Genomic DNA, 20,030 nt, shown 5'->3' on the forward strand with positions numbered 1-20,030 from the left:
TCGCGCTTGACCCTACTTATCGTGTGTCGTGCTGCTCAGAAAAGCCTCGATCAGCGAATCGAGCAACGTCTCATCAAAGATCATGCTGCGATGGCGCAGCGGGGAATACACCGAGCAATGCAGCTCCCCAGTTAGGCTATAACCCTTGATCAAACTCTCGCAGAAGGCCAGTTCTTCCGGCGTTTTTTCCGCCTGGGTCCACCAGCAGCTCGGGCGTACCCGTACCGGTTTGAAGGTGAATGCGTCAAACGCTTCCAGCAACCGATCATGCACCGAGAACGCCTGGGCGTTCATGACTTCATCCTTGACGCTCTGCACGATTGACAACAAGTCGCCTCGCCCCGGCTCGATCTGGCTGGCGGCCCATTCGTGGAATGCCTGGACCGTGCTGTCGGGGTTCTGTTGCCGGTAAGCCGCCGTGCGCTCGGTGAGGGTTGGAAACAGCAGATCGAAGTATTCGATGGCCCCCAGCAGATCCTGGGAGGCCGGGTCGGTTTGCCCATCGCCTGGCAAATGCCGATGACGCGATAGGGTTGCCGGGTACAGGTGTTCCGGAATCGTGCTGTCCACCAGGCCAAGGAAACTCACCGTATGGCCCTGGCTTTCCAGCGTCGCCGCAATGTCCAGGGCGATGGTCCCGCCCAAGGACCAGCCCATCAGGTAATACGGGCCCTGGGGCTGGGCGTTGACGATTTCCCGGCTGTAGTCGGCGATCATCTCGCGCCAGGCTTCAGGGCTCGCATGGGGCTCGCTGAAGCCACGGTGCATGACGCCAAAGGTGCGCGCCCGGTGTTGGAGTTTGCGCGCCAGTGGCTGATAGCAGAAGACGATGCCCCCACTGGGATGCAGGCAAAATAACTGCGGTGCGCTGGCGGGGGCGTTGTTCAATTCCACAAGGCATGGGGTCTGCTCCCGATGTTTTTGCGAAATGAACAGGGCCAACTCGGCGATGCTCGGGTGGGCCAGCAGCTCTTGCAGCCGCACCGTGATATTCAGGCGGGCCTTGAGGTTGGCGATCAGCTCGATGGCCAGGATCGAATGCCCGCCCAGTTCAAAGAAGCTGTCGTTGACACCCACGCGCTCAACCTTGAGGGACTGTTGCCAGAGCTGCGCCAGGGCCTCTTCCAACTGAGTGCGGGGCGCTACGTAGTTCGAATGCCGGAGGCTGGCGTCAGGCTCCGGCAAGGCCTTGCGGTCGAGTTTGCCGTTGGCGTTGAGAGGGAACCGGTCGATGAACAGCAGGTGGCTGGGCACCATGTAGTCCGGCAGCTGCGCTTTGAGCGCGCTCAACAAACCTTCGCGTAACTCGGCGCTGGGCGGCTGCGTGGCGATCACGTAGGCGACCAGTTGCAGGCCGGTCGGGCCGTCATGGGTCAGCACCACACAATCCTGGACCGCCGGCAGCGTTTGCAAACGTGCCTGGATTTCGCCCAATTCAATGCGGAATCCGCGGATCTTGACCTGATGATCCAGGCGCCCGATGTACTCGATGCTGCCGTCGGTGCGGTAGCGCGCCAGGTCGCCGGTGCGATACAGGCGGCCACCCGGCAGCGGATCGAACGGATCGGGGATAAACCGGCTGGCGGTCAGGTCGGCGCGCTGGTGGTAGCCACGAGCCAGGCCGGCCCTGCCGACATACAGCTCACCGATGCACCCCTTGGGGACCGGGTTCAGGTGCGCGTCGAGCAAGTACCAGGACAGGTCGACGATGGGCTGGCCGATCGGGCTCGCGGTCTCGCTGTGCAAGTCGCCGATCGACAGCGGTCGCCAGGTGACATGGACCGTGGTTTCCGTGATGCCATACATATTGATCAATTGCGGCGATTGGTCGCCGAAACGTTCGAACCAGGGGCGCAGGCTCTGCACGTCAATCGCTTCGCCGCCAAAAATCACCTGCCGCAACCGATGAGCAAGCGGCTGGTGAGCGTCGCAGGCGACCTGCAACAACGACTTGAACGCCGAAGGTGTCTGGTTGAGCACCGTAACGCTTTCCTGGCAAAGCAGGGCGTAGAACTCCTGCGGCGAACGGCTCACGGCGTGGGGCACGATGACCAGTCGGCCGCCGTGCAGCAACGCGCCGAAAATCTCCCACACGGAAAAGTCGAAGGCATAGGAATGAAACAGGCACCAGACGTCCTGGTGATCGAAGCTGAACCAGTGCTCCGTGGCCTGGAACAAGCGGCTGACGTTGTGATGCGCGAGCAGTGCGCCCTTGGGCTTGCCGGTCGAGCCTGAGGTGTAGATCACGTACGCCAGGTTATCCGGGTGTATCGGCACATCCGGATTGTGTTCGGGATAGGCGCTATCGGCGTCGCCCGAATCCAGCAACAGGCAGCCTATGCCAGCGGGCAGCGCCAGCGACTCACGCAGATGAGTCTGGGTCAGGATCTGCGTCACGCCACTGTCCTCGATCATGTACGCCAGGCGGTCAGCCGGGTAGGCCGGGTCCAGTGGCACGTAGGCACCGCCGGCCTTGAGGATTGCCAGCAGGCCGATGATCATCTGCGGTGTGCGCTCGACGGCGATGCCGACCAGTACGTCGGGTCCGACGCCTTGCTCGATCAGCCGGTGGGCCAATTGGTTGGCCCGTCGGTTGAGCTCGGCATAGCTCATGTGCAGCCCTTCAAACGTCAGGGCGATGGCGTCGCCCGTGGTGGCGGCATGGCTTTCGATCACCTGGTGCAGGCAACGCCCACGGGGCAGTTGGGTCGGCTGGCGGTTCCAGTCGTGCAGGGTGAGCTGGCGTTCATCAGCACTGAGCAATGGCAGCTCGCCGAGGGCGCGTTCAGGTGTTTCGATCAGGCCCCGCAACAGGTTCTGCCAGTGCTCGGCCATGCGCTCGATGGTGTCAGTGCGATAGAGATCACGGCTGTATTCGAAGGTCGCCACTATCTGCTGTTGTGAATAGTCGACATCCAGCGACAGGTCGAACTTGGCCTGGCTGTCGCCTGTGTCGAGAAATTCCAGGGCCAGTTCGCCTTTGGGGGAGATCGGCAGGGCCGGTGAGCCGGTGCGCCAGTTGAACAAGACCTGGAACAAGCCCTGTGCGCCGGGGTGTTGCAGTTGATCGAGGATCAGCTCCAGCGGGTAGTCGGCATGTTCAAGGGCGGCGAGGGACTGCCCGCGCAGATCCCGCAGAAAATCCAGCCCGCTGCGGCTCGAGTCGATTCGTGTGCGATACACCTGGCTGCTGACGAAAAAACCTACCAGGTCTTGGCTTTCATGGCTGTTGCGGTTGGCGTTGGGGACGCCGACGGTGAAATCGTCCTGGTTGCTGTACCGGCCCAGCAACATTTGCCAGGCCCCCAGCGCCACCACGAAAGGCGTCAGCCCCTGGCGTTGGCAGAACGTGTCCAGGGCCTGGGCCATTGCGGGGGCAAGTGACAGATGTACGCGTCCGGCCATATGTTGCTGGCCCGTGGCGCGGGGGAAATCCTGGGGCAGCTCCAACGTGGGCAGGTCCTGCCCCAAGTAGCGACTCCAGTATTCGCCACTGCGTTGGCAGGCCGTGCTTTGTAAATACTCGCCTCGCTGGCGGGTGGCGTAGTCGGCGTATTGCATGGGCAACGGCGGCAGCGGTGTCGGATCGTCGAGCACCGCACGGGCATAGGCCTGGGTCATGTCCTGCATGAGGATCGTGTTGGACCAGGCATCGGAGACGATGTGATGCATGTTGAGCAGCAGCACGTGTTCGGCGCTGTCCAGCCTCAGGAGCGTGGCCCGCATCAGCGGCGCGCGGCTGAGGTCGAACGGTTGCCGGGCGTGCAGCTCGATGCGCTGTGAGAGTGCCGAGGCACGCGCCTGGGGGGCGAGGGCGCCGAGGTCTTCCCGGTGCAGGACGAGGCAGGCGTCGCGCTCGACGACCTGGACCGGCGCGCCGTCGATGTCATTGAACGCGGTACGCAGGATGTCGTGTCGGTCGATGACCCGATTCAGGGCCTGTTCCAGGGCGTCGGCATCGAGCTCACCGCTCAGGCGCAGGGCCCGTGGCAGGTTGTAGGCCGAACGGGCCGGGTCACGCTGGTGCTCCAACCACAAGCGTTGCTGGGCGAAAGACAGGGGGGCGCGGTCCAGTCGGCGGCGGCTGGAGCTGGCGTGCGTGTCGCCCGCCAGGTCATCAAGCAGCAGCGTCAGCAGATCATCATCTAGCAGTTCGTTCATGGTGTTCTCGCGGTAAACAGCATTGCGTCGGGCGGGTTCAGGCAAACGCCGCCGGAGCTTTTTCACTGATCACCTGACCGGCCTGCATCCGGACCAGTTGATCGGCGATGTCGAAATAGCGGTCGTCGTGGGAAATGACGATGATGGTTTTGCCCAGCGCCTTCAGTTCCGGCAGCAGTTCGGTATAGAACACCCGCCGGAACAGCGGATCCTGGTCGGCGGCCCATTCGTCGAACACCAGCACGGGACGCTCCTCGAGCCAGGCATTGAGCAACGCCAGGCGTTTGCGCTGACCGGTGGACAGATCGGTGGTGTTGAAGGCACCGTCGCGGATGCTGACCTTGTGGGCGATTTCCAGGCGCTCCAGGTAGCGGTTGGCGTCCTTGGGCACCTGTTGATCGCCCTGGACCAGCTCATCGAACAGGTAGTAGTCGGCAAAGATCGTGGTGAACAACTGGCGATAATCGTCCCGTTGAGCGGCCCCTACCGGCGCGCCGTCGAGGAGGATTTCACCACCCTGGGGGAAGTAGAGGCCCAGCAGCAGTTTGATCAGCGTGGTCTTGCCTCCACCGTTTTCGCCGACGATGAACACGATGTCACCTTGGGCGATGGACAGGTTGACCGGTCCCAGGGCGAAGGGTTGGCTGCCTTCGACCACCGGGAAGGCGTAGTGCACATCACGCAGTTCCAGCTGTTGGATCGTGGGCTTGCGCAGGTGCTTGTCGTTGAGCAGCAGGTGCGGCTCGGGTGAGGAGAATTGCTCGGCCAGTTCGGCAATGCGCTTGAAGGCGATGTTCGCCCGGCTGATCACCGGCAAGGTCATCACCAGGTATTCCAGCGGGCCCTTCATGTACAACAGCACTAGCACGAAGCCGCTGAGCACGGTTTTATCGATGCCCAGCCACAGTGATTGCAGGGCCAGGACCAGGCCAATGACCACAAAAAACAGCATCGAGCCGAAGGTCTTGGCCACCACGAACGTGTTGACCGAGCGGATGTTGGTCGCGCAGATGTAGTCGGCGGTCGCTTCGATGCGCTGGCTGAACATGCGCTGGCGGCGTGGGCGATGAATGCGCAGTTCCTTGGCCCCGGCGGCGATGGCGCCGTAGTGTTTCTGCAGCGCATCCTCGGCCTCACGGGCCGCTTCGAAACCGCGGATGCCACGGGCACGCGCCAGGTATTGCACGACCGTGCCGATCACCAGCGCCACCAGCAGCAGCAAAAACATCGGCAGTGACAGGTAGGCCAGGTAACCCAGGCAACCGAGGGTGACCGTGAAGGCGATGGCCAGCGGCGCGAAGGAAAACGCGAAGTCGCTGACGGTGTTGACGTCGTGGGTCAAGACCGGAATGAGCCGATGGCTGCGATAGCGTTCGATCTGTTCGATGGGCGCCAGCAGGACTTTCTTGCCCAGGGACTTACGCAGCTCGGCGATGATGTTCTGGCCGACATGGTTGGTGCCGATGTCCGACAGAATCGAGGCCAGCAGCGCCGCCGCGCAAAGCCCGGCGAACGTCGCCAGCAGCCGGGGCGTGGGCGTTGTGGCGGCGTTCAGGGCGTCGTTGATGGTCGCCAGCAGGGCGGTGATGCTCAGGCCGCCCAGCATGCCCAAGAGAATGGAACCTACGACAATCAGCCGGAAGGGTTTGAGCAGGCTGAACATTTCATTGATCACCCCGCGGGTTGGTTGGCTCATGGAGGTTTCCCTGCTTGATGAAAGGGCGAAGGCCAGCGCGGGCATTCACCGCATGGGCTGGAGGACGGCGGCACGCCGGTTGGGGCGCGCCCACCTGTAGAACGATTGGTAGGAGAGGGGATTTAACGAGGATTCGCCTGACACACATTATTGTGGCGAGGGAGCTTGCTCCCGCTGGGCTGCGCAGCAGCCCCAAAAGCCCTCACGCGGTGAGCCAGACAAATAGCGGCAGCCGGTTTCAGGACTGCTGCGCAGCCCAGCGGGAGCAAGCTCCCTCGCCACAAAAGCGGATCTTCAGGCGGGCAGTTGATTACAAATCCCGCGCCACCCGAAAACCAATCCAGTCCCCCCGATCGCTGGGCACCAATGCGTTGCGGTTGCCGGAGCGGGAGAACACCGGGGCTTCGCCCCAGTCATTGCCACGGATACGCTTGAACTCGCACTTTTGTGGCAGGGGATTTAACGAGGAATCGTCTGACACACATTATTGTGGCGAGGGAGCTTGCTCCCGCTCGGTTGCGCAGCGACCGCAAAATCTGGGGCCGCTACGCAGCCCAGCGGGAGCAAGCTCCCTCGCCACAAAAGTGGGTCTTCAGGCGGGCAGCTGATTACATATCCCGCGCCACCCGAAAACCAATCCAGTCACCCCGATCGCTGGGCACCAGCGCGTTGCGGTTGCCCGAGCGGGAGAACACCGGCGCTTCGCCCCAGTCGTTGCCACGGATGCGCTTGAACTCGCACTTGCCGGTCAGCCAGGCGCTGCCATCGCTCGGTGCGCCGACGTAGCTGTCGTTGTAGCAATCGGCCGTCCACTCGTAGATGTTGCCGTGCATGTCGTAGACGCCGAAGGCATTGGGCGCGTAGCTGCCGGCCGGCGCGGTGAAGTTGTAGCCGTCCGCCGCACCGTAGGTGTTGGCGTGTTGGGCGATGCTGTATTCCTTGCCTGCGTCGAACGGGAAGGGGAACGGGCCGGCGCTGCCGCCGCGTGCCGCGTACTCGCGCAGGGATTCGCTGACCAGCCGGTACTGTTTGCCGGTTTTTTTCGATAGCCAGGCCACGTAAGCATTGGCCTCGGCGAAGTCCATGCACACCGCCGGGTGTCGGTCGGTGTATTGCTTGCGTGGGTCGCTGCCCTGGTAATCCGGAATGCCCGCCTTACAGGCGCGACCGGGGCGCTTGTCGCCGTCGGGCATCGTGTAGCCGGTGTCGCGCAGGTAGGCGAACCATTCGCCCTTGAGCACCTGGAAGCGGCTGATCGCCAGGGGCTTGGCAAACGTCACCGGGTGCATCGGACCTTCGTCGGGTTCGCGGCCCACTTCATCTTCCGGGGTGCCCATCTGAAAGGTGCCGGTGGGCAGCACGACCATTTCCGGGCAGTCCTTGCAGTCACGGAATACCTGGCCCGGTTGCGAGGCCTGGGCGCCGGAGGGCAAAAGGGCGGCGAGGGTCAGTGCCGGCAATAGTTTCAACGAAAAACTGTTCATCCGTCTCTCTCGATAAGTCAGGTTCAGAGTGTCTTGCTCAGCAAGCCCATGAAGCGGTCGATCTCGGCTTCGCTGTTGAGCAACCCCGGCGCGGTACGGACCACCGGCCCCGCATCGCGGTGCACGGCGTCGGCGATCACGCGGTTCTTCATCAGGTAGCCGGCGATCTCATCGCTGTCGCGGCCCTTGACCCGGAAGAAGGTGAAACCCGCGGACAGGTCCGGGCTCAGCGGCGTGACCAGCTCGATTTGCGGCTGTGCCACCAGCTGTTTTTTCAAGTAGCTGTTGAGGGTATGAATGCGCGCCTGCACCTCGGCCTTGCCCAGTTGCAGGTGCAGCTTGAAGGCTTCGTCCGCCGCCCAGCGATGCTCGAAGGCGTGGTAACCGCCGGGCGTCATGGTGGTGGAAAACGCCGTGGCTTCGGAAAAGGTCGGGATGATCGGCGTGACGTACTTGAGCTCTTCGCTGCGGCTGCACACCAGCCCCGTGCCCCGTGGGCCGAACATCCACTTGTGGGTGCCGGCGATGAAGAAGTCGCAGTTCATCGTCGGGAAGCTCAGGTCCTCGACGCCAAACCCGTGGACGCCGTCCACCACGTACACGATACGCTGCGCCTCGCTGCGGCCCTGGTTGTGCTTGTCCACCAGCGCGCCGATCTTGTCGATGGGCAGCTTCACGCCGCTGCCCGAGTGCACCCAGGTCATGCCCAGCACCCGAGTCTCGGGGCGGATGTTGCGGTCGATGGCTGTGAGGATCTGTTCATGGCTGGCATCGTGGGCGTTGTCGAACAGCTTGATCTTGCGCACCCGGGTGCCGCTGCGTTGGGTGCGCAGGTCGAGAATGGTGTGGGTGGCGTAGTGTTCGTGGGCCGTGGTGAGGATTTCCTGGTCGGCCGCCACGTGGACGCCGCCATAGATGATCGACAGGCCTTCGGTGGTGCTGCCGGTGAGGGCGATCTGCTTCGGGCTGGCTTGCAGGTAACGGCCGGCCCAGATGCGCACGTTTTCCTCACGCTCTTCGGTGACGCCCAGGTCCCAGTCCATCAACAGCCCCGGGTTTTTATCCAGGGCCGCGCGGTGCTTTTCGATGGCCTCGCGCACCGGGCGCGGGTGGGTGGTGACCAGGAAATTGGAGAAGTGCAGGTAGTCCGGGTCCTGGTCGAACAGCGAGCGCAGTTGTGCCCATTTATTCTTGGGCAGCGGCGGCAGAGGATCGGCACTGGCCGTGGCGGACAGGCTGGTGGCCAGGGGCAGGCCGGCGGCGAGGATCCCGGCCTGCTTCAGGAAGGTGCGACGTTCATTCATGGCTGGACGGTCTTCTGGGTCGAGGCGATGGCGGGGCGTGCGGCTTTCTGGACCTGATCCCAGACCCGCAGGAAATTGCCGCCCCACAGTTTGGCGATGTCGGTTTCGGAGTAGCCACGGGTCAGCAGTTCGGCGGTGACGTTGCGGATGTCGCCGACGTTCTCCCAGCCTTTCACACCGCCGCCTTCGTTGAAGTCCGAACTGATGCCGACGTGGTCGATGCCGATCTTGCGCACGGTGTAGTCGATGGCATCCCCCAGGTCCTTGAGGCTGGCCTTGGGTTCTTCTTCCAGGATGGCGTAGAGCTGGCTCGCGTACTGGCCGAACTTCTGCTCGGGCCAGGCGGCGATGATGGGGTCGCCGGGCATCAGTGCCATCGCCAGGTTGGGCAGCGGTTGCAGACCAAAACGCTCGCGCAAGGCGTTGAGTTTGTCCTGGGTTTTTTGTGTCAGGGGGCGCAGGTATTGGGAGAAACCGACGATCTGCACCACGCCGCCGCTGGCCTTGATCAGCTGCATTTCCTTGTCGCTGAGGTTGCGCGGGATGTCCACCATCGCCCGTGGCGCCGAATGGGAGGCGACCAGGGGCGTGCGGCTCAGTTGTGCGACTTGCTCCAGGGCCTGGGTCGACATCTGCGACACATCGATGATCACGCCCAGGTCGTTCAGGCGCGCCACCGCTTGCTTGCCGATGTCCGACAGGCCGCCCAGGGCATCGGGCGAGTCGTTGAAGAACGGCAGCGGACGCGAGGAGTCGGCCCAGTCGTTGTTGCCGATGTAGCTGAAGCCGAACATGCGCATGCCCCGCGCCGTCCACAGGTCCAGCAGGCTCAGGTCGTGGCCGAGGGGGTAGGCGTTGAGCATGCTGATGAAAATCGCGAACTTGCCTTCGCCGTGCAGGCGGCGGAAATCATCCGGGGTGTAGGCAATGGCGACCTGGTTGGGAAAGTCCCGGACCAGGCCGGTGATGATCTTGTAGCGCACTTCCTGTTGGTTGCGCGCTTCCTCGACGAAACCGGCAGTAGGCTTGTGCGGCGCATTGTCGCCGTTCCACAGCTCGGGCCAGCCGAACACCGTCAGGGCCGCGCCGGACAGCTGCCCGCGGTTGGCCTTGACCAGGTCGAACTGGCCACTGCCGTCCTTGTCTGCTTCATTGCCGGCGGTGCCGAAATCCAGCGGCACGGTGATGTGGCTGTCGAAGGACAGCAGGCGTTCGTGCAGCTCCCGGGCTTCTTTCATCACCTTGACCGGGTAGCCGGGGTTGTCCCGCCACCAGTGGTCCCAAGCCGCGACGCCAGCACCGACGGCCAACGCCAGGGCCAGGGGTAGGCCGATGAAAAGAGCCTTTTTCGAACGTCGTGTTGTCATTGCCGATCTCAGTCAGGTTCGCCTTGGAAGGACAGGCGCGGGGGCCTTTGCTATCTGGGGAGAACGAGTGATCGGTGGGGAAATTTAGGTGGCTTCGAGGGCCTCTATAAATTTGTTGGCCCACCCATCGTTCTAGCTTGGATAAAGCCCGTTCCAGGGCTGGACACAGGTAAGGCAATGACGATTTCTCGACGATGGTTCATGGCAGGCCTGGCGCTGACCGGTGCCGCCGTGCCTGCGGTGTATTACGGGCATCGCGAACTGACCCGACCGGACCCGACCATCACCCCTGGCGAGGCCTCGTTCGATGTGGCGGACGTGGCGGGCCAGCGTCGGGCCGATACGTTGCGGGGCATCTGGACGATCCGCTTCACCGGTCGCGACGCTGGCCTCGATGGCTTGCCCCAGGACGGTCTCCAGGTGTTCCTCGATATCGGCCACAAGGGCCGTGGCCTGGTGGGGTGCCTTGACACCGCCGAGCGGCTGCGCGCCGGGGATGAGCCACGTTATCGGGTGTTGGGCGACCTGGCCGACGCCGATCCGAAGCAACTGAGCTGGCGACTGATCGGCGCCCAGGCCCCGGGCGGCGCGCCGGACTATGAATTCACCATGACCCTGGACGAAGTCTGGGCCGGCTTCGGCAATGCCGGCACCGCGACGCTCAGCGGTCGTGTGTTGCGGTTGGATCGTCCGCTGGGCCTGCTGGAACTCGACAATCAGTTCATCGCCCGCAAGCAACCATTCCCCGAAGCCCGCGAACGTACGCCGCTGAGTCCGGCGCTGCTGGCTTGGCTGGTGTCGCCAGAACATCGGCTGTTCCACCAGCTCTGGCACGCTTCGCGGGACAAATGGCACACCCTGGACGAAGACAAGCGTAACGCCCTGCGCGGCATCGGTTGGCAGCCCGGCCCACGAGATCAGGAGCGCGACGCCCGCGGCCCGCGCAAGGATCGCAACGGCTCGGGCATCGACTTCTTCTTCATGCACCGGCACATGTTGGGCACGGCGCGTTCTTTCCAGGCGCTGCCGTCGTGGCCACGCTTCCCCTTGCCGCAACCGGAGCTGGAGCGTGATCGCCCGGGCTTCGCCCGCTATTTCGATAACCTCGACGGCACCGCGTTGCCACCCACCTGGCTGGCCGACGGCGACGAGCAATACGCCCAGTGGGTCAGCGACATCAAGACCGCCGAGACCTACCACAGCAATTTCCAGGTGTGGGAATCGCGCTATCGCGACCCGCGTTATCTGTCGAAACTGACCCTGGGCCAGTTTGGCTCGGAAGTGGAACTGGGCCTGCACGACTGGTTGCACATGCGCTGGGCCTCGGTGCCGCGTGACCCGTCCAACGGCCACCCGGTGCCGTTCGCTCGTGACCCGGACGACTTCGCCCAGCGCTGGTACGCGCCGGAAAACGACTTCCTCGGTGATCCGTTTTCCTCCCACGTCAACCCGGTGTTCTGGGCCTTCCACGGCTGGATCGACGACCGCCTCGAAGACTGGTTCCGTGCCCACGAACGTTTCCACCCGGGGGAAGTGAGCCGGCTCGAAGTCAGCGGCGTACCTTGGTTCGCCCCCGGCCGCTGGGTCGAAATCGCCGACCCCTGGCTGGGCCCGGACACCCACGGTTGCAACACCACGCCGGGGCTGCAGGCCGGACGCTCGGTGGAAATGGACCCGGAAACCATGAAACTGGCCCTGCGCATCACCTTCGGCAGCGATGACAAAAAGCTCACCGAACTGTTCCGCCGCGTGCCGCAACGGCCGTGGTATGCGCGCAATCTCAAGAGCAAGCCGGTGTAAACCCCGCCCTCCCAAAAAACTGAAGCGAACGCTGTTGTGGCGAGGGAGCTTGCTCCCGCTGGGCTGCGAAGCAGCCCCCAAACCAGCCCCCTCAAAAATATCTGATCCACCGAGGTGCCGGCCATTGGGGCTGCTGCGCAGCCCAGCGGGAGCAAGCTCCCTCGCCACAGGTGTCACTTGGCTTGAGTGCGTTTAGCGCGGCGCGGCGATGTCCAGGGCGCGGTTCGCCAGCAGTTCTGCCAACTCGATCATTTGCTGGATGCCCAGCGCAAAATGGCGCCGCGAGCCGTCCAGTTCAAAGGCCTGCTCGCTTGCCATGACGTTGACCGAAGCGAGGGTTTCGCTGAGGTTGGCCAGCAGGCATTCCATGTCGGCGCCTTCTGCAACAGTGAACAACTGACCCGGTGGCGGATTGGGTTTTTCGGGTTTTGGGTCGAGATAAAAGGCGAGGGCGCGGTCGGCGGCTTCGTTGAGTTTTTTCGAATCGTCTGCGGGGGGATTGGGGGTGATCTTGAACATGGTGTAACTCCTAGTATTAGTTTCAGGAGCCGACACTATCGCTACCAAACGATGGGGTGGCGGCCGTACGCGGGTTGGTAGACCGGAGCACTAGGAACCCGGCGCGCCCGAAGACGCCCTGCGCACGGCCACCATGAAACAGACACCGAGAGAGCATCTGCAGGAGGTGGCGCTTGCGCCTAGTTAACTCGCGGGCTACCAAACCCGATCGCTGAAATCAGCGACCCGGAAACGATAAAAGCCACGAGCCAGGCGCACAAGCCGGCGGATTCTGGCGCAGTTGTAGGCAATGACGCAAGGCAGCGTAGCCTCGCTCGGGAGTCCTACATGGCCGGATAAACAGAACCAAAGCCGAACCCCCATTTATGAAGCGTGGGACTTATCTGTGGCGAGGGAGCTTGCTCCCGCTGGGTCGCGAAGCGGCCCCAAACCAGCCCCCTCAAAACCTCTGTCCCACCGAGGTGCCGGCCATTGGGGCTGCTGTGCAGCCCAGCGGGAGCAAGCTCCCTCGCCACAGGTATCACTCAGCTCGACCATCTGCTGGATCCCCAGGGCAAGCCTTGCTCCCACAGAAGATAAGTTTCCCTCTCTTTCATTTGTCACTTGGCTTGAAGGTGTGTTCGAGACCTACATCACCCGCCAACCCCCACCCAACGCCCTGTACAACGCCACACTCGCCTGCACCCGCGCCAGTCTTAGTTGCACGTTCATATCCTGCGCGGCGTACAGCGTGCGCTGTGTTTCCAGTACGGTGAGCAAATCCTCGGCACCGGCCTGGTAGCGGCGCTGGGCGATGTCGAAGGCGGTCTGGGCCTGGTGCAGTTCTTCGGTTTGCCACTGCCGCTGCTGGTCCAGGCCGGTGATGCCGTTCAGGGCTTTTTCGACGTCGGCGAAGCCGTTGATGATGGCGGCGCGGTAGAGCTCCAGCAGTTCCTCCTGGCGCGCGGTGGTCCTGTCTCGTTCGGCCCGCAGGCGGCCGTTGTTGAAGATTGGTGCGGCCAAACCGGCGCTGAGGTTGTAGACGTTGTTGCGCAGCAACTGGTCGGCGATGTCGGCGCCAGTGCCCAGGCTCAGGCCCAGGGTGACGGAGGGCAGCATGGCGGCGCGGGCCACGCTGATGTCGGCCTGGGCAGCGGTGAGGCGCGCTTCGGCGGCGGCGATGTCCGGGCGGCGGCGCAGCAATTCGCTGGGTACGCCGGCGTCGATGGCGGGCCAGTGCAGGCGGTCGAAACCTTCGTCTTCGAGCCTGACCGATTGCACCGGCTGCCCCAGCAGTGTGGCCAGGGTGATCAGCGCCTCTTGGGCCTGCTGCTGCACTTGGGGCAAGCGGCGTTGCTGCGCCGCCACCAGGCTTTTCTGCTGGGACAGTTCCAGGGCCGTGGCGCTGCCGGCGTCGTAGCGAGTCTGCACCAGCTCGAGCACACTTTCGGCGTTGGCCAGGTTCAGTTCGGCGATGCGCTGTTGCTCGCGCAGGGATAACGCCTGGGTGTAGCTGTTGGCGACGCCGCTGAGCAGGGTCAATTCCACCGTCGCCCGGTCGAACTGACTGGCCGAGAGCGTGCTCAACGCACTGTCCCGGGCCGCCCGTTTGCCGCCCCAGAAATCCAGCTCATAGCTGGCGCTGAGGTTGGCGTCGTAGTAATCAATGGTGCGGTTATCCTCATCCACATCCAACTGGCTGTAACCCTTGCCCCGCAGCAACTCTTGGCGATTGCCGTTGAGCCCGGCCCGGATTTCCGGCAGCAGTGGGGCGCCGGCGATCACCGCACTGGCCTGGGCCTGGCGAACTCGGGCCATGGCGGCGGCGAGGTCGTGGCTGTCCAGGCGCGCTTGTTCGATCAGCCGGTTCAACTGTGGGCTGCCGAAGCGTGTCCACCATTGCTGGTTATCCGCTCGGGCGCTGGGCGTGTCGAGGTGCTGCCAGGCCGGCGGTGGCTGGATGCCGCTGTCCGAAGGCGACAACGGGCTGGCGCAGGCCGCCAATAGCAGGCTGGCGGCCAGGAGGGTCAGGGACGCTTTCATGGGATGAGGTTCATTCACTGGTGAGGGCCGCGACCGGGTCGAGGCGGGCGGCCTTGCGGGCCGGCATGAAACCGAAGACAACGCCGGTGACCAGGGCGCAGCCGAAGGCGCCGAACACCGCCAGCCATTCGAACGCCACGGCGATCTTGCCCAGCAGCAATGCGCCACCCACCAGCAGGGCCAGGCCGATACCCGCCAGCCCGCCGACCACCGAGAGCATCACCGCTTCGGTGAGGAACTGGCGCAGGATGTCGCGCTGTCGGGCGCCGGTGGCCATGCGGATGCCGATCTCGCGGGTGCGTTCGCGCACGGTCATGAGCATGATGTTCATCACGCCGATGCCGCCCACCAACAGCGAAATCGCCGCGATGGCGCCGAGCATCAGCGACAGCGTGCCCTGGGTGCGGGCTTCGGCCTGGATCATCGCGGCGTTGTTGGTCAGTTCGAAATCCTGCTTGCCGTCGTGCAGGCGCAACAGCGTTCGGGAGACGGCTTGCTCGGCTTCCTTGACCTTGCCCGCGTCCTTGGCGGCGATCACCACGTACTCGGGATGACGACTGCCGAACAGCCGTACGCTGGCGGCGGAGTAGGGCACGGCGACGCGGTCGTCGGCGTCCGAATCCCCGGAGCTGGCGCCTTTTTCGGCTAGCACGCCGACCACCTGGAACGGCATGTTCTCGATCAGGATGTAGCGGCCGACGGGGTCGGCGACGTCCTTGAACAGTTTCTGCCGGACCCGGTGGCCGATCACCGCCACCGCGGCAGCGCTACGCTCATCGGCCTCGCTGAAGTAACTGCCCTGGGCCACCGGCCAATTGAAGATGATCGGGAAATTCGTGTCATTGCCGCCGACGTAGCTGGTGTGGTCGAGGTTGCCGAAACGCACGCTGGCGTCGGCGCCGTTGACCGGCATGATCCGCTGCACTTCGGGCAGGGCGGCAAGGGCGGCCAGGTCGTATTCGCTGATGATGCCCTTGGCCGCGCGCGGGCTGGGTGCGCTGCCGTTGAGGTAGATGATGTTGGAGCCGAAGGCGCCCATCTGGGCCATGACCTGGCGCTTGCTGCCTTCGCCCACGGCCAGCATCACCACCACCGAGGCCACGCCGATGATGATGCCGAGCAAGGTCAGGGCGGTGCGGAAACGGTTGATCCACATCACCCGCCACGCGGCCTGCACGGCGTCGAGCAACTCGCCTTTCCAGGCGCCGTTGTGTTCGCTGCCGGCACTCAGGCGCTGGCGCAGGTCCACGGCTTGCAGGGCCTTGGAGTTGGCGTGCACCTCGTGTGGCGAAGAGGGTGCGTTGTCACTGATGATCAGCCCATCGCGGATCTCTATGATGCGCTTGGCCCGGGCCGCCACTTCGCGGTCGTGGGTGATCAGGATCACCACGTGGCCCTGGCTTGCCAGCTCGTCGAGCAAGGCCATGACCTCGATGCCACTCTGGCTGTCGAGGGCACCGGTGGGTTCGTCGGCGAGGATGATGTGGCCGCCGTTCATCAAGGCCCGGGCGATCGACACCCGTTGTTGCTGGCCGCCGGACAATTGATGGGGGCGGTTGCCAGTGCGGCTGGCCAGGCCCAGGCGTTCCAGCAGGGCACTGGCCCGGGCATGGCGCTCGGTGGCCGAGGTGCCGGCATAGATGGCCGGCATCTCGACGTTTTCCTGGGCGGTGCCGGAAGGAATCAGGTGATAGCCCTGGAACACGAAGCCGAACGCTTCGCGCCGTAGCCAGGCCAGCTCGTCGCTGCCCAGATTGGCGACGTCTTCGCCGGCAAAACGGTACTCGCCGCTGGTGGGGCGGTCGAGGCAGCCGAGGATGTTCATCAAGGTGGATTTGCCGGAGCCGGACGCGCCGACAATCGCCAGGAATTCCCCGGCGTGAATGGATAAGTCGATGCCGCGCAGCACCTCCACCCGAGGGCTGTCGCCACCGCCGTAGGCCTTGCGAATGTCCCGCAGTTCGATCAGGGGCGTGTTCATTCAGCCTCCGCTGCCGGTGGCCGGACCGATCAGTACCTGTTCGCCTTCGCTCAGGCCGTCGACGATCTGGATGCGCAGTCGATCGCTGACGCCGGTGCGAACGGTCCGCGACTGGACATCGCCGTTGTCGGCCAGCACCCGCACCTGGCCAGCGTTGTCCTGTAACGCAGCGGTGGGCACGGTCAGCACGTTCTGGGCCTGGGCCGCGACGAAAAATACTTGGGCGGTCATGTCGGTCATCAGGCTGCGGTCGGCGTTGTCTACGTCGAGCAACACGGTGTAGAGCACCACCCGTTCGCTGCCGCTGCGCCCACCGCTGGGGCTGCCACCCTGGCTGGCTTCCAGCGGGCGTGGCGGCACCGGGAGGATCTGGCGCACGGTGCTGCTCCAGCGACGGGTGCCACCGGACAGGGTGGTGAAATAGGCGGTCATGCCCGGTTTGACGTGGCCGATGTCGGCTTCCGAAACTTCGGCCCAGACCGTCATCGGCGACAGCCGGGCGATGCGCAGGATCAGCGGGGTTTGCTGCTGGGCGTTGAGGGTCTGGCCTTCCCTGGCACCGACGGCGACCACGGTGCCGCTCATGGGCGCATAGATCCGCGTGTAGCCCAGCTCGGCCTCGTCGCTGCGCAGGCTGGCCTGGGCCTGGCGGATCTGGGCCTGGAACATGTCGATGCGCGCCTGGGTCGCCCGCACTTCGGCCTGGGCGGTCTGCACGTCTTCCTCGCGGGTGGCGCCGCCGGCCTTGAGTTGCTGCTGGCGGCGGAATTTCTGCTGCGCCAGGTCGTGCTGGGCGCGCTGTTCCTGGAGCTGGGCCTTGAGGTTTTCAATCGAGAAGCGTCCGGCGTCCAACCTGGCTTTTTGTGTGGAGGGGTCGATTTCGACCAGGAGCTGGCCTTCGCGCACTTCGTCGCCGGCTTCCACGTGAATCTTCTGGATCTGCCCGGACGCCTGGGCGCCGACGTCGACATAACGCCGCGGTTGCAGGGTGCCCAGGGCGGTGACGCTGTTTTCGATATCGCCACGGGTGACGGGCGCGGTGACCAGGGGCGCCCGGCTTGGCGCGACCGCTTGCCACGCGGCGAAGGCCACGGCCGGAAGCAGGGCGAAAGTGAGAAGCCAGGCGCGTCGGGTAGGACGGGGACGTTTCATGCAGGGTTCCGGCCGGTGATATCGGGTCCGTCGCAGGCAGGGCAGGGACGGGAGGCTGTTCTGGTAAACGAGCGCTTGGGGCGGGAATTTACTGGGTTGAAACACTTGGTAGCAGGTTGGCGAATCAGCCGAAGCGACCCCGAACCCTGTGGCGAGGGAGCTTGCTCCCGCTGGACTGCGCAGCAGGCCCAAAACAGACGCCTCCATGAACCTGGAGGATCCGGGACTCAGGTTTCAGGGCCGCTTCGCGCCCCAGCGGGAGCAAGCTCCCTCGCCACAAAAGCCAGGGGCCGACGCCTCGTCAACTGAACGAATCAGCCCTGATACAAACCAAAGCTTTAAATCTATATGAGAATTACTATAAATTACGCGATTGAATCTGCCACTATCGTGCCATTGCCTTTCCCGGGCATGCCGAGTGGGCACAGGGATAGCTGGCGCAGCCATTGCGCACGGGAGTCATGTTGGAAAACTACTATCGCGAGCTGGTGTGTTTCCTGAACGCCAGGCTAGGCAACCGCCAGGCGGCCGAGGATGTGGTGCATGACGCCTATGTGCGGGTGCTGGAGCGCGCCAGCGACACGCCCATCGAACAGCCCCGGGCGTTCCTGTATCGCACGGCATTGAACCTGGTGATCGACGGGCATCGGCGCAATACCTTGCGCCAGGTCGAATCCCTGGAGGTGCTGGACAGCGAAGAGCGCTTTTTCACCCCGTCGCCCCAGACCAGCCTCGACCACGGCCAGCGCCTGGACATGCTCCAGCGTGCCCTGGCCGAGCTGCCACCACTGTGCCGCGAGAGCTTCCTGCTGCGCAAGCTCGAAGGCCTGTCCCACCCGCAAATCGCCGAGCGCCTGGGCATTTCCCGGGCACTGGTGGAAAAACACATCGTCAACGCCATGAAGCACTGCCGCGTTCGCGTGCGGCAGTGGGACGCGCATTAATCTGCCTACGCCGGTCGCCTCGCGGTAAATTTTTTTTCATTGTCCTCGTTCCTCTCAACACACGACTTGTTGGCCCCCTAAACGCTGGGCAGGTCACCCCAGGCTTTTCGCGCCCTGTTGAGGGCTTTTCCAGAGGACACTGGACATGACACAGGCAATTGCATCGCCCATCGTTCACGACTTGATCGGCATCGGTTTCGGCCCCTCGAACCTGGCGCTGGCCATCGCATTGCAGGAGCGCGGGCCGGTCCAGGGTGAACTGGACGTGCTGTTCCTCGACAAGCAGGCCGACTACCGCTGGCACGGCAACACCCTGGTGACCCAGAGCGAGTTGCAGATTTCCTTTCTCAAGGACCTGGTGACCCTGCGCAACCCCACCAGCCCGTATTCGTTCGTCAATTACCTCAAGCACCATGGCCGCCTGGTGGACTTCATCAACCTCGGCACCTTCTACCCGTGCCGCATGGAGTTCAATGACTACCTGCGCTGGGTGGCCGGGCATTTCACCGAACAGAGTCGCTATGGCGAAGAAGTGCTGCGCATCGAACCGCTGCTGCACAATCAGCAGGTCGAAGCCCTGCGGGTGATTTCCCGCGGCCGCCAGGGCGAAGAATTCGTACGTACCACCCGTTCGGTGGTGGTCAGTGCCGGTGGTACGCCGCGGATTCCCGAGGCGTTCAAGGTGTTCAAGGACGACGCGCGGGTGTTCCACCATTCCCAGTACCTGGAGCGCATGGCGGGCCAGCCGTGCGTGAAGGGCCAGCCGATGAAGATCGCGATCATCGGGGGTGGGCAAAGCGCGGCGGAGGCCTTCATCGACCTCAACGACAGCTTCCCTTCGGTGCAGGTCGACATGATCCTGCGCGGCTCGGCCCTCAAGCCGGCGGACGACAGCCCATTCGTCAATGAAGTGTTCTCGCCGGAGTTCACCGACCTGGTGTTCCAGCAACCCCACAGCGAGCGCGAGCGCCTGGTCAACGAGTACCACAACACCAACTATTCGGTGGTGGACATCGACCTGATCGAGCGCATCTACGGGATTTTCTATCGCCAGAAAGTCTCTGGCATCGCCCGTCATGCGTTCCGTACCCTCACTACGGTGGAGAAGGCCACGGCCACCGACGCCGGCGTGGAACTGGCGGTGCGCAACAACGCTACTGGCGAGTTGACCGTGCGCTGCTATGACGCCGTGGTGCTGGCCACAGGATACGAGCGGCAGATGCACCGCACCTTGCTGGAGCCGCTGGCGCAATACCTGGGGGATTTCGAGGTGGATCGCAACTACAAGCTGATCACCGACGAGCGCTGCAAGGCGGCGATCTACATGCAGGGCTTCTGCCAGGCCAGCCATGGCCTGAGCGACACCTTGCTGTCGATCCTGCCGGTGCGTGCCGATGAAATTGCCGGCTCGCTGTATGAGCACGGGAACAATCGCAGGCAGGCGCGTCCGGTGCGCGATCAGTTGCTCGCCGCCGTGTAGGTCCTGTGGGAGCGAGTCACTCGCAGGAAATCTATCAGCCAACGCAACCCTGTGGGAGCGAGCAAGCTCCCACAGGCCATAGGCGCGGTCTCTGGTCACTCGCAGGAAATTCTTCAGAAA

12 protein-coding genes and 1 pseudogene are annotated in these 20,030 nt (G+C 63.9%); 3 read left to right on the forward strand and 10 right to left on the reverse strand.

All coding sequences use genetic code 11. The features are described 5' to 3' along the window. Window positions 1-12 precede the first annotated feature (12 nt). The 6 genes and pseudogenes from V7773_RS24700 to pvdM form a co-directional block, all read right to left on the reverse strand. Window positions 13-4,161: an amino acid adenylation domain-containing protein gene (locus tag V7773_RS24700; protein ID WP_336075712.1), complete on the reverse strand. Its 4,149-nt coding sequence runs from the start codon at window positions 4,159-4,161 to the stop codon at window positions 13-15. Window positions 4,162-4,198: 37 nt separating this feature from the next. Beyond that, on the reverse strand, window positions 4,199-5,857 hold the full coding sequence (locus V7773_RS24705; protein ID WP_336075713.1) for a cyclic peptide export ABC transporter: 1,659 nt from the start codon (window positions 5,855-5,857) through the stop codon (window positions 4,199-4,201). A 310-nt stretch (window positions 5,858-6,167) separates the two neighbouring features. Beyond that, window positions 6,168-6,299: pseudogene (locus tag V7773_RS24710) on the reverse strand (formylglycine-generating enzyme family protein); the annotation flags it as partial. 166 nt (window positions 6,300-6,465) lie between these two features. Beyond that, window positions 6,466-7,341, reverse strand: a complete 876-nt coding sequence (gene pvdO / locus V7773_RS24715; RefSeq protein ID WP_336075714.1) for a dihydropyoverdine dehydrogenase — start codon at window positions 7,339-7,341, stop codon at window positions 6,466-6,468. Window positions 7,342-7,364: 23 nt separating this feature from the next. Next, entirely contained in the window at window positions 7,365-8,645 is a 1,281-nt protein-coding gene (gene pvdN / locus V7773_RS24720; protein ID WP_336075715.1) for a pyoverdine-tailoring periplasmic protein PvdN, read from the reverse strand. Then, window positions 8,642-10,012: a pyoverdine-tailoring dipeptidase-like protein PvdM gene (gene pvdM, locus V7773_RS24725; protein ID WP_336075716.1), complete on the reverse strand. Its 1,371-nt coding sequence runs from the start codon at window positions 10,010-10,012 to the stop codon at window positions 8,642-8,644. Before pvdM ends, pvdN begins: the two co-directional genes overlap by 4 nt. Before the next feature lie 177 nt (window positions 10,013-10,189). On the opposite strand from pvdM, the gene pvdP reads away from it, so the two are divergent. After that, the gene (gene pvdP, locus V7773_RS24730; RefSeq protein WP_336075718.1) at window positions 10,190-11,812 is read left to right on the forward strand and encodes a pyoverdine maturation tyrosinase PvdP; all 1,623 of its coding nucleotides are present in this window, start codon (window positions 10,190-10,192) and stop codon (window positions 11,810-11,812) included. Between the two features lie 192 nt (window positions 11,813-12,004). Here pvdP and V7773_RS24735 read toward each other — a convergent pair whose 3' ends face one another. The 4 genes from V7773_RS24735 to V7773_RS24750 all read right to left on the reverse strand — a co-directional run bounded on the left by V7773_RS24735 (window position 12,005) and on the right by V7773_RS24750 (window position 17,486). After that, complete coding sequence (locus V7773_RS24735; RefSeq protein ID WP_092152579.1) at window positions 12,005-12,331, reverse strand: DUF6124 family protein; 327 nt, start codon at window positions 12,329-12,331, stop codon at window positions 12,005-12,007. A 627-nt stretch (window positions 12,332-12,958) separates the two neighbouring features. After that, a complete protein-coding gene (locus tag V7773_RS24740) occupies window positions 12,959-14,353 on the reverse strand; it encodes an efflux transporter outer membrane subunit (protein WP_336075721.1) in 1,395 nt (464 codons plus the stop codon). Window positions 14,354-14,363: 10 nt separating this feature from the next. Beyond that, window positions 14,364-16,334, reverse strand: a complete 1,971-nt coding sequence (locus V7773_RS24745; protein ID WP_336075723.1) for a MacB family efflux pump subunit — start codon at window positions 16,332-16,334, stop codon at window positions 14,364-14,366. Beyond that, complete coding sequence (locus V7773_RS24750; RefSeq protein ID WP_336075725.1) at window positions 16,335-17,486, reverse strand: efflux RND transporter periplasmic adaptor subunit; 1,152 nt, start codon at window positions 17,484-17,486, stop codon at window positions 16,335-16,337. A 461-nt stretch (window positions 17,487-17,947) separates the two neighbouring features. On the opposite strand from V7773_RS24750, the gene V7773_RS24755 reads away from it, so the two are divergent. Next, on the forward strand, window positions 17,948-18,430 hold the full coding sequence (locus V7773_RS24755) for a sigma-70 family RNA polymerase sigma factor (protein ID WP_058546861.1): 483 nt from the start codon (window positions 17,948-17,950) through the stop codon (window positions 18,428-18,430). A gap of 145 nt (window positions 18,431-18,575) precedes the next feature. Beyond that, entirely contained in the window at window positions 18,576-19,910 is a 1,335-nt protein-coding gene (locus tag V7773_RS24760) for a lysine N(6)-hydroxylase/L-ornithine N(5)-oxygenase family protein (RefSeq protein ID WP_336075727.1), read from the forward strand. The last annotated feature ends 120 nt before the right edge of the window (window positions 19,911-20,030 follow it).

Source organism: Pseudomonas sp. 3JA (genome assembly GCF_036961705.1).
Classification (GTDB): Bacteria; Pseudomonadota; Gammaproteobacteria; order Pseudomonadales; family Pseudomonadaceae; genus Aquipseudomonas; species Aquipseudomonas fluorescens_Q.

What these genes read in the sequence shown, in the direction of transcription:
- V7773_RS24700 (WP_336075712.1), bottom strand. Translation starts at nt 4,161, where the DNA reads ATGAACGAACTGCTAGATGATGATCTGCTGACGCTGCTGCTTGATGAC.
- V7773_RS24705 (WP_336075713.1), bottom strand. Translation starts at nt 5,857, where the DNA reads ATGAGCCAACCAACCCGCGGGGTGATCAATGAAATGTTCAGCCTGCTC.
- pvdO (WP_336075714.1), bottom strand. Translation starts at nt 7,341, where the DNA reads ATGAACAGTTTTTCGTTGAAACTATTGCCGGCACTGACCCTCGCCGCC.
- pvdN (WP_336075715.1), bottom strand. Translation starts at nt 8,645, where the DNA reads ATGAATGAACGTCGCACCTTCCTGAAGCAGGCCGGGATCCTCGCCGCC.
- pvdM (WP_336075716.1), bottom strand. Translation starts at nt 10,012, where the DNA reads ATGACAACACGACGTTCGAAAAAGGCTCTTTTCATCGGCCTACCCCTG.
- pvdP (WP_336075718.1), top strand. Translation starts at nt 10,190, where the DNA reads ATGACGATTTCTCGACGATGGTTCATGGCAGGCCTGGCGCTGACCGGT.
- V7773_RS24735 (WP_092152579.1), bottom strand. Translation starts at nt 12,331, where the DNA reads ATGTTCAAGATCACCCCCAATCCCCCCGCAGACGATTCGAAAAAACTC.
- V7773_RS24740 (WP_336075721.1), bottom strand. Translation starts at nt 14,353, where the DNA reads ATGAAAGCGTCCCTGACCCTCCTGGCCGCCAGCCTGCTATTGGCGGCC.
- V7773_RS24745 (WP_336075723.1), bottom strand. Translation starts at nt 16,334, where the DNA reads ATGAACACGCCCCTGATCGAACTGCGGGACATTCGCAAGGCCTACGGC.
- V7773_RS24750 (WP_336075725.1), bottom strand. Translation starts at nt 17,486, where the DNA reads ATGAAACGTCCCCGTCCTACCCGACGCGCCTGGCTTCTCACTTTCGCC.
- V7773_RS24755 (WP_058546861.1), top strand. Translation starts at nt 17,948, where the DNA reads ATGTTGGAAAACTACTATCGCGAGCTGGTGTGTTTCCTGAACGCCAGG.
- V7773_RS24760 (WP_336075727.1), top strand. Translation starts at nt 18,576, where the DNA reads ATGACACAGGCAATTGCATCGCCCATCGTTCACGACTTGATCGGCATC.